Origin of the sequence: Streptomyces sp. NRRL B-24085, from assembly GCF_001282115.1 — a bacterium.
In the GTDB taxonomy this organism is placed as follows: Bacteria; Actinomycetota; Actinomycetes; order Streptomycetales; family Streptomycetaceae; genus Streptomyces.
Window position 1 is genome coordinate 1 of the sequence record NZ_LJBR01000418.1, and the last position, 7157, is coordinate 7157.

The window sequence follows — 7157 nt, forward strand, 5'->3', positions numbered from 1 at the left end:
GTTCATCGGGGGGTGGTTCCTTCCACGAGGTGCAGGAGTCCGGCGAGGTCGGCCGGCCGGGTGGTGGGGTTGAGGAGGGTGGCCTTGAGCCAGAGCCGGTTCGCCGCGCGGGCTCGGCCGAGGACGGCGCGGCCGTCGGTGAGGAGTTGTCGGCGTACGGCGGCCACGGCGTCGTCGGTGGCGTGTGCAGGGCGGAACAGGACCGTGCTGATGGTGGGGGGTGTGTGGAGTTCGAAGCCGGGGTGTTCCTCGACGGCTCGGGCGAACTCCTGTGCCTGTGCGCAGACTTGGTCGACGAGGGCGGCGAGTCCTGCGCGGCCCAGGGTCTTGAGGGTGACGGCGATCTTGAGGATGTCGGGGCGGCGGGTGGTGCGCAGGGAGCGGCCGAGGAGGTCGGGGAGGCCGGCTTCGGTGTCGTCGTCGGCGTTGAGGTAGTCGGCGCGGTGGGACAGGGCGGCGAGGTCCTGGGCGTCGCGGACGGCGAGGATGCCTGCGGCGACGGGTTGCCAGCCGAGTTTGTGCAGGTCGAGGGTGACGGTGTCGGCGACGCTGAGGCCGGTGAGCTTGGTTCTGTGCCGGGGGCTGAAGAGGAGCCCTCCGCCGTAGGCCGCGTCGATGTGCAGCCGTGCGCCTCGCTGTGCGCACAGGGCGGCGATCTCGGGGAGGGGGTCGATGAGGCCGGCGTCCGTGGTGCCCGCGGTGGCGGCGATGACCGACGGTCCGTGCAGGGCTTCGTCGAGGGCTGCGGGGTCGAGCGTGCCGGTGGGGGTGGGGACGGTGATCGGTTCCGGCATGCCGAGTAGCCAGGCGGCCCTCGGCAGGGAGTGATGGGCGTTTTCGCCGCAGATCAGTCGGACGCCTGGGCCGAGGGTCTCTCTGGCCAGGAGGAGAGCGAGTTGGTTGGATTCCGTGCCGCCGGTTGTGAGCAAAGTGTCGGGCCGGTGGGGGCTGGTCGCGCAGTTCCCCGCGCCCCTGGGTGTCTCGCCGTACACCTCTCTCGCAAGGTGCCGTGACACCAGTGACTCCAGCTCCGATGCCGCCGGGGCTTGGTCCCAGGAGTCGAGAGAGGGATTCAGGGCTGACACGGCCAGGTCGGCCGCCACCGCCACCGCCAGCGGCGGACAGTGAAGGTGGGCCGCGCAGAGCGGGTCCCGCGGGTCCGCTGCGCCTTCCGCCAAGGCGCGTACCAGGCACCGTAGAGCTTCCGGATCACCCTCGTCCGGAAGTACGTCCCCGACCGCGGCCCGCATCCGCTCCGCCACCTTCGGCGGGCCTCCGGTCGGCAGGGGCCCGCCCCTCAGCCGGGTCCCCTCCCCCAGGGCGTCCAAGACCGTGTCGAGTAGCGGACGCAGTGGCGTGTGCATCGTCGACCTCCGGGGGCGCTGGGGACTTCCAGCTTGGACGCGGTTGCCTGGGCGCGCCCGGAGAGTTCAACGATCCTGACCCGAAAGGGGGTACTCCCGTGCGGGGAAAATCCGCTCTACGGCTGCCTCACCCGCAACGCGCGTCCCAGGTCGTCGAGTTGGTCGACCAGTTTGCGGCGCAGGGCGGGGATGGGGTCGGCGTCGCGCAGGCAGGCCTCGCCGAGGTGCAGGTTGTCCTCGTCGACGGCGTGGTCGGGGAAGGCCCAGCGGCCGGCGGCGTCGGCGATGGCGGGGCCGCGGCGGGCGGCGAGGGCGACGGCGTCCTCGTAGTAGCGGGGCACGTACTGCCGTACGAGGTCGCTCTGTTCGGGTTGCCAGAAGCCCCGGGCGGTGGCGGTGAACAGGTAGTTGGAGAGGTCGTCGCGGGTGAACATCGCTTCCCAGGCCTGTGCCTTGGCCTCTTCGGTGGGCAGGGCGGCGCGGCAGCGGGCGGCGCCTTCCTGGCCGGTGGCGGAGGGGTCGCGGGCCAGTTCGGCGGCGATGGCGGTCTCGTCGGTGGCGCCGAGGACGGCGAGGCGGGCCAGGACGCGCCAGCGCAGTTCGGGGTCGAGTTCGGGGCCGCCGGGGACGGTGCCGTCGGCGAGCCAGGCGGCGATGGTGTCGGGGTGGGCGGCGACGTCGATGCAGTGGCGGACGGCGATCAGGCGCAGGCCGGGATTGTCGCCGTCCTCGGTGCGGCGGATGAGGTCGCGGCACAGGGAGGAGAGGGCGGTGAGGGCGGCGGGGCGCTGCTCGGGGGTGACGTAGCGGTCGGCGACGTAGGTGGAGGCGAAGGCGAGGACGCCCTGGACGAGGGCGAGGTCGGTCTCGTGCGGGAGGTGGGCGCGGGCCGTGTCCAGGTAGGCGGTGGGCGGGAGTTCGCCGTCGCGGACCGCGTCGCGCAGGGCGTTCCAGACGACGGCGCGTGTCAGGGGCGAGGGCAGGCCGGACAGGCACTCGGTGACGGCTTTGAAGGAGTCGGTGTCGAAGCGGACCTTGGCGTAGCTGAGGTCGCCGTCGTTGAGGAGCAGGAGGGTGGGGCGCTTGCCGATGGGCTGCGGGGTGCTCTGCGGGACGTCGAGGTCGAGGCGGTCGCGCAGGACGAGGTGGCAGCCCTCGTCGGCGACGTCCTGGTCGTAGAGGCCGACGGCGATGCGGTGGGGGCGGCTGCCCTCGTGCTCGACCTGGAGGGTGTAGGTGCCTTCCTCGCCGCGGGTGACGACGGGCCGCAGGGTGTCGACGCCGGTGGTGCGCAGCCAGGCGTCGGCCCAGGCGTGGACGTCGCGTTCGGTGGCGGAGGCGAGGGAGTCGATGAAGTCGGCGAGGGCGGCGTTGGCGAACTTGTGGCGGGCGAAGTGGGTGTTGATGCCGGCGAGGAAGTCCTTCTCGCCGAGCCAGGTCACCAGCTGCCGCAGTGCGGAGGCGCCCTTGGCGTAGGAGATGCCGTCGAAGTTGAGGAGGGCGGAGGCGGTGTCGTCGACGGCGTCGGGGGCGACGGGGTGGGTGGAGGGGCGCTGGTCGGCGTCGTAGCCCCAGCCCTTGCGGACGACGCCGAAGTCGACCCAGGTGTCGGTGAAGCGGGTGGCCTCGGTGAGGGTCTGGTAGCCCATGTACTCGGCGAAGGACTCGTTCAGCCAGATGTCGTCCCACCAGCGCAGGGTGACGAGGTCGCCGAACCACATGTGGGCCATCTCGTGGGCGATGACCATGGCGCGGGTCTGGCGTTCGGTGTCGGTGACGGCGGAGCGGTAGACGAACTCGTCGCGGAAGGTGACGAGTCCGGGGTTCTCCATGGCGCCGGCGTTGAACTCGGGGACGAACGCCTGGTCGTAGGAGTCGCAGGGGTAGGGCTCCTCGAACTTCTCGTGGTAGCGGTCGTAGCACTGCTTGGTGATCTCGAAGATCTCGTCGGCGTCCGGGTCGAGGTAGGGGGCGAGCGAGCGGCGGCAGTGGATGCCGAAGGGCAGGCCGCGGTGTTCGGTGCGCACGGAGTGCCAGGGGCCGGCGGCGACGGCGACGAGGTAGGTGGAGATCAGGGGGGTGGGGGTGGCCTGCCAGTGGCCGTCGCCGAGGTGGCTGGTGATGCCGTTGGCGAGGACGGTCCAGTTCTCGGGGGCCGTCACGGACAGGTCGAAGACGGCCTTGAGGTCGGGCTGGTCGAAGGCGGCGAAGACGCGCTGCACGTCGTCCAGGAAGAGCTGGGTGTAGGCGTAGGTCTCGCCGTCGGTGGGGTCGGTGAAGCGGTGCATGCCCTCGCCGGTGCGGGAGTACCGCATGACGGCGTCGATGCGCAGTTCGTGCTCGCCGGCGGTCAGTCCCTTGAGGGGCAGCCGGTTCTCCTCAAGGGTCTCCGGGTCGAGGGGGCGGCCGTCGAGGGTGGCTTCCCGCAGTTCGGCCGGCTTGAGTTCGACGAAGGTGTCCGCCTGCGTGCGCGCGGTGAACCGGATGACGGTCCGGGACGCGAAGGTCTCGTCGCCGGTGGTGAGGTCGAGCGCGATGGTGTAGCGGTGGACGTCGAGGAGCTTGGCACGGGTCTGCGCTTCGTCGCGCGTCAGTACGGACATGCAGGACATGCTGCCTGATGGCACGGGCAACTCACAGAGGCGGATCGGTACACGCCTTATGTCCGGTCCTGTTCGAGCTCCCCGGTGTGCGCCCCGGTGCCGCGCTGCACCGGTACGCGGGCGTCCGGGTGGGGCAGGGCAGGGTGGGCGGCGGGGGCGACGGCGTCCTCGTCGTGGCGCTTGTCCTCGGTGTGGTCCTTGACGAGGGCTCGTAACTCCCGCACCTCGTGTTCGAGGGCGAGGTGGCGGCGGTGGGCGTCGAAGAGGTAGCGGACCTTGGTGCGCAGGGCCCAGGGGTCGATGGGTTTCATGACGAGGTCGGCGACGCCCAGGCCGAAGGCGGCGGAGGTGAGTTCGTGGTCGGGGCCGAAGCCGGTGACCAGGACGACGGGGATGTGCTGGGTCTGTTCCAGGCGGCGCATGTAGCGGACCACGTCGAGTCCGCTGACGCCGGGCATCCGCACGTCGAGGAGCAGGAGGCCGACCTGGCCCCGGAGCACCTGCTTGAGGGCCTCGTCACCGCTGGTGGCGCGGCCGAGCCGGTAGCCCAGCGGGGCGAGGGCGCTCTCCAGGGCGTAGAGCGTGTCCTCGTGGTCGTCGACGATGAGGATCTTGGCATCCGAAGGCATGGCCGGCGTCCCTCCCTCGCGGACAGCCAGCCTACGCCCGTGCGCTGACACGGTGTGCTCGCGGGCTGACAAGGAGTGCACAGCGCAGCATGCCGGGTGCGGGCGCCGCTGTCACCTCCCCCGCGTTCGGGGCGGGGTCAATCGGCCAGGGGGGCGGAGCCGTTGACGGTGTCCTCGGCGATGCGCTCGTGGTGCCGGATCACCTCGGCGATGATGAAGTTCAGGAACTTCTCGGCGAAGGCCGGGTCGAGTTTGGCGTTCTCGGCGAGGGTGCGCAGCCGTTCGATCTGGCGGGCCTCGCGGGCCGGGTCGGCGGGCGGCAGTTGGTGGCGGGCCTTGAGGTGGCCGACCTGCTGGGTGGCTTTGAAGCGCTCGGCGAGCATGTGGACGACGGCCGCGTCGATGTTGTCGATGCTGTCCCGCAGCCGGTTGAGCTCTTCGCGGACGGCGGGGTCGACGTCACCGGATCCGGTGTTGCTGGTGGTCATGGGCGACAACCCTAGACGGACGGCTCATGGCCCGGCCCGGCACCCGTGGTCGACGCCCCGCCGAGCCCGCGGACGTTCACCTGTCAGACCCTCGGCAGGTCGTCCGGGTCCGGCACCTGGTGGCTCCAGCCGCCCGGCACGGTCCGGCTCTCCTGGGCGCGGAAGCGGACGGGGGCCATGCCGACGCGGCGGGTGAAGAGGCGGGAGAAGTAGGCGGGGTCGTCGTAGCCGACGCGGCGGGCGACGGAGGCGACGGGGAGTTCGGTGGCGGCGAGGAGTTCCTTGGCGCGGCCGAGGCGGATGCCGAGGAGGTAGTCCTTGGGGCTGCACCCGGCGCCGCGGCGGACGGCGGTGCGCAGTTCGGCGAGGGTCATGCCGTGTGCCGTGGCGTGGTCGGCGACGGACATGGGTTTGCAGGCGTCGCGGGCGAGGGCCTTGAGGACGGGGTCGCCGTCGGGGGCGAGGTCGGCGCGGGCGCGGCGCAGGGCGACCAGGAGTTCGTGGACGGCGGCGCCGGTCTCGACCTCCAGGAGGGGGTTGTCGCGGCGGGCCGCTCGGGCGATGCGGGCGATCACCGTGCGCGGGCCGGTGGCGTCGGACAGGGGCACGACGGGGCGGTCGGGTTCGATGTAGCCGAGTTCGGTGTAGGTGGCGGTGGCGGGCCCGGTGAAGCCGACGAACCCCTCGTCCCAGCCGGTGTCCGGGTCGGGCGCGTAGTGGTGGGGGATGCCGGGGGTGAGCCACAGCAGCGAGGGCGCGGTGACCGTGGTACGGCGGCCGTCGGGGGTCTCGTACCAGCCGGTGCCGGTGCTGATGACGACGGCGACGTGGCTGTCGAGGGTGCGGGGACCGACGGTGGGCAGCGGGCCGTACTGGAGTCCGACTCCCAGGCAGACCAGGCCCAGGCGGTGGTGGACGGGGCTGGGGGTGAGGAACCGCATCCAGGTGTGGTACATCGCGCTCCTTGCATGCGCTTCGGTCCAAGCAGCGCCGATCTTTGTCCATGGACGTGATCGCCGCCAGTGGCGAGGGTGGAGCCTATGAGCGAGTTCAGGGTGGGTGAAACCGATTTCCTGCTGGACGGACGGCCGGTCCGGCTGCTGTCCGGGGCGCTGCACTACTTCCGGGTGCACGAGGCCGCGTGGGGGCACCGGCTGGCGATGCTGCGGGCGATGGGCCTCAACTGCGTGGAGACGTACGTGCCGTGGAACCTGCACGAGCCGCACCCGGGCGACTTCCGGGACGTGGAGGCGCTGGGCCGGTTCCTGGACGCGGCCCGGGAGGCGGGGCTGTGGGCGATCGTCCGCCCCGGCCCCTACATCTGCGCGGAGTGGGAGAACGGCGGTCTGCCGCACTGGCTGGAGGGGCGTCCGCGCACGAGTGACGAGCGGTACCTCGCCCGGGTCGGGGGCTGGTTCGGACGGCTGCTGCCGCAGGTCGTGGAGCGGCAGATCGACCGGGGCGGCCCGGTGGTCATGGTGCAGGCGGAGAACGAGTACGGCAGCTACGGTTCGGACGCCGGGTATCTGCTGCGGCTGACGGAGCTGCTGCGCGGCGAGGGCGTGACGGTTCCGCTGTTCACCTCGGACGGCCCCGAGGACCACATGCTCACCGGCGGCTCGGTCCCGGGTGTCCTCGCCACGGTGAACTTCGGTTCCGATGCCCGCACGGCCTTCGGGACGCTGCGCCGCCACCAGCCGCGGGGCCCGCTGATGTGCATGGAGTTCTGGTGCGGCTGGTTCCAGCACTGGGGCGGCGAGCCGGTCGTGCGGGACGCCGGGGACGCGGCCGCGGCGCTGCGGGAGATCCTGGAGTGCGGTGCCTCGGTGAACCTGTACATGGCGCACGGGGGCACGAACTTCGCGGGCTGGGCGGGCGCCAACCGGGGCGGGGGCGCGCTGCACGACGGTCCGCTGGAGCCGGACGTGACGTCGTACGACTACGACGCGCCGATCGACGAGTACGGCAGGCCGACGGAGAAGTTCTGGCGTTTCCGCGAGGTGCTGTCCGATGACGGCCCGGTGGCGGACCTGCCGCCCGCGCCGGAGGTGCTGGGGGCCGGCAGTGACGTGG

The 7157-nt window shown here is 71.9% G+C and carries 6 protein-coding genes; 1 reads left to right on the forward strand and 5 read right to left on the reverse strand.

Annotated elements, in window-relative coordinates:
- Positions 1–2 precede the first annotated feature (2 nt).
- The 5 genes from AOJ26_RS35240 to AOJ26_RS35260 all read right to left on the reverse strand — a co-directional run bounded on the left by AOJ26_RS35240 (position 3) and on the right by AOJ26_RS35260 (position 6040).
- Complete coding sequence (locus tag AOJ26_RS35240) at positions 3–1364, reverse strand: pyridoxal phosphate-dependent decarboxylase family protein (protein WP_053852435.1); 1362 nt, start codon at positions 1362–1364, stop codon at positions 3–5.
- Between the two features lie 116 nt (positions 1365–1480).
- Positions 1481–3967: an aminopeptidase N gene (gene pepN / locus AOJ26_RS35245; RefSeq protein ID WP_053852436.1), complete on the reverse strand. Its 2487-nt coding sequence runs from the start codon at positions 3965–3967 to the stop codon at positions 1481–1483.
- Between the two features lie 56 nt (positions 3968–4023).
- Entirely contained in the window at positions 4024–4596 is a 573-nt protein-coding gene (locus tag AOJ26_RS35250) for a response regulator (RefSeq protein ID WP_053852437.1), read from the reverse strand.
- A 137-nt stretch (positions 4597–4733) separates the two neighbouring features.
- Positions 4734–5084 (reverse strand): chorismate mutase, encoded by a 351-nt coding sequence (locus AOJ26_RS35255; RefSeq protein ID WP_053852438.1) that lies wholly within the window; start codon positions 5082–5084, stop codon positions 4734–4736.
- 83 nt (positions 5085–5167) lie between these two features.
- Entirely contained in the window at positions 5168–6040 is an 873-nt protein-coding gene (locus tag AOJ26_RS35260) for a helix-turn-helix domain-containing protein (RefSeq protein WP_053852439.1), read from the reverse strand.
- An 84-nt stretch (positions 6041–6124) separates the two neighbouring features.
- Here AOJ26_RS35260 and AOJ26_RS35265 point away from each other — a divergent pair.
- Positions 6125–7157, forward strand: a 1033-nt coding sequence (locus AOJ26_RS35265) for a glycoside hydrolase family 35 protein (RefSeq protein WP_199828902.1), incomplete at its 3' end; no start/stop codon positions are given.

What these genes read in the sequence shown, in the direction of transcription:
- AOJ26_RS35240 (WP_053852435.1), bottom strand. Translation starts at nt 1,364, where the DNA reads ATGCACACGCCACTGCGTCCGCTACTCGACACGGTCTTGGACGCCCTG.
- pepN (WP_053852436.1), bottom strand. Translation starts at nt 3,967, where the DNA reads ATGTCCGTACTGACGCGCGACGAAGCGCAGACCCGTGCCAAGCTCCTC.
- AOJ26_RS35250 (WP_053852437.1), bottom strand. Translation starts at nt 4,596, where the DNA reads ATGCCTTCGGATGCCAAGATCCTCATCGTCGACGACCACGAGGACACG.
- AOJ26_RS35255 (WP_053852438.1), bottom strand. Translation starts at nt 5,084, where the DNA reads ATGACCACCAGCAACACCGGATCCGGTGACGTCGACCCCGCCGTCCGC.
- AOJ26_RS35260 (WP_053852439.1), bottom strand. Translation starts at nt 6,040, where the DNA reads ATGTACCACACCTGGATGCGGTTCCTCACCCCCAGCCCCGTCCACCAC.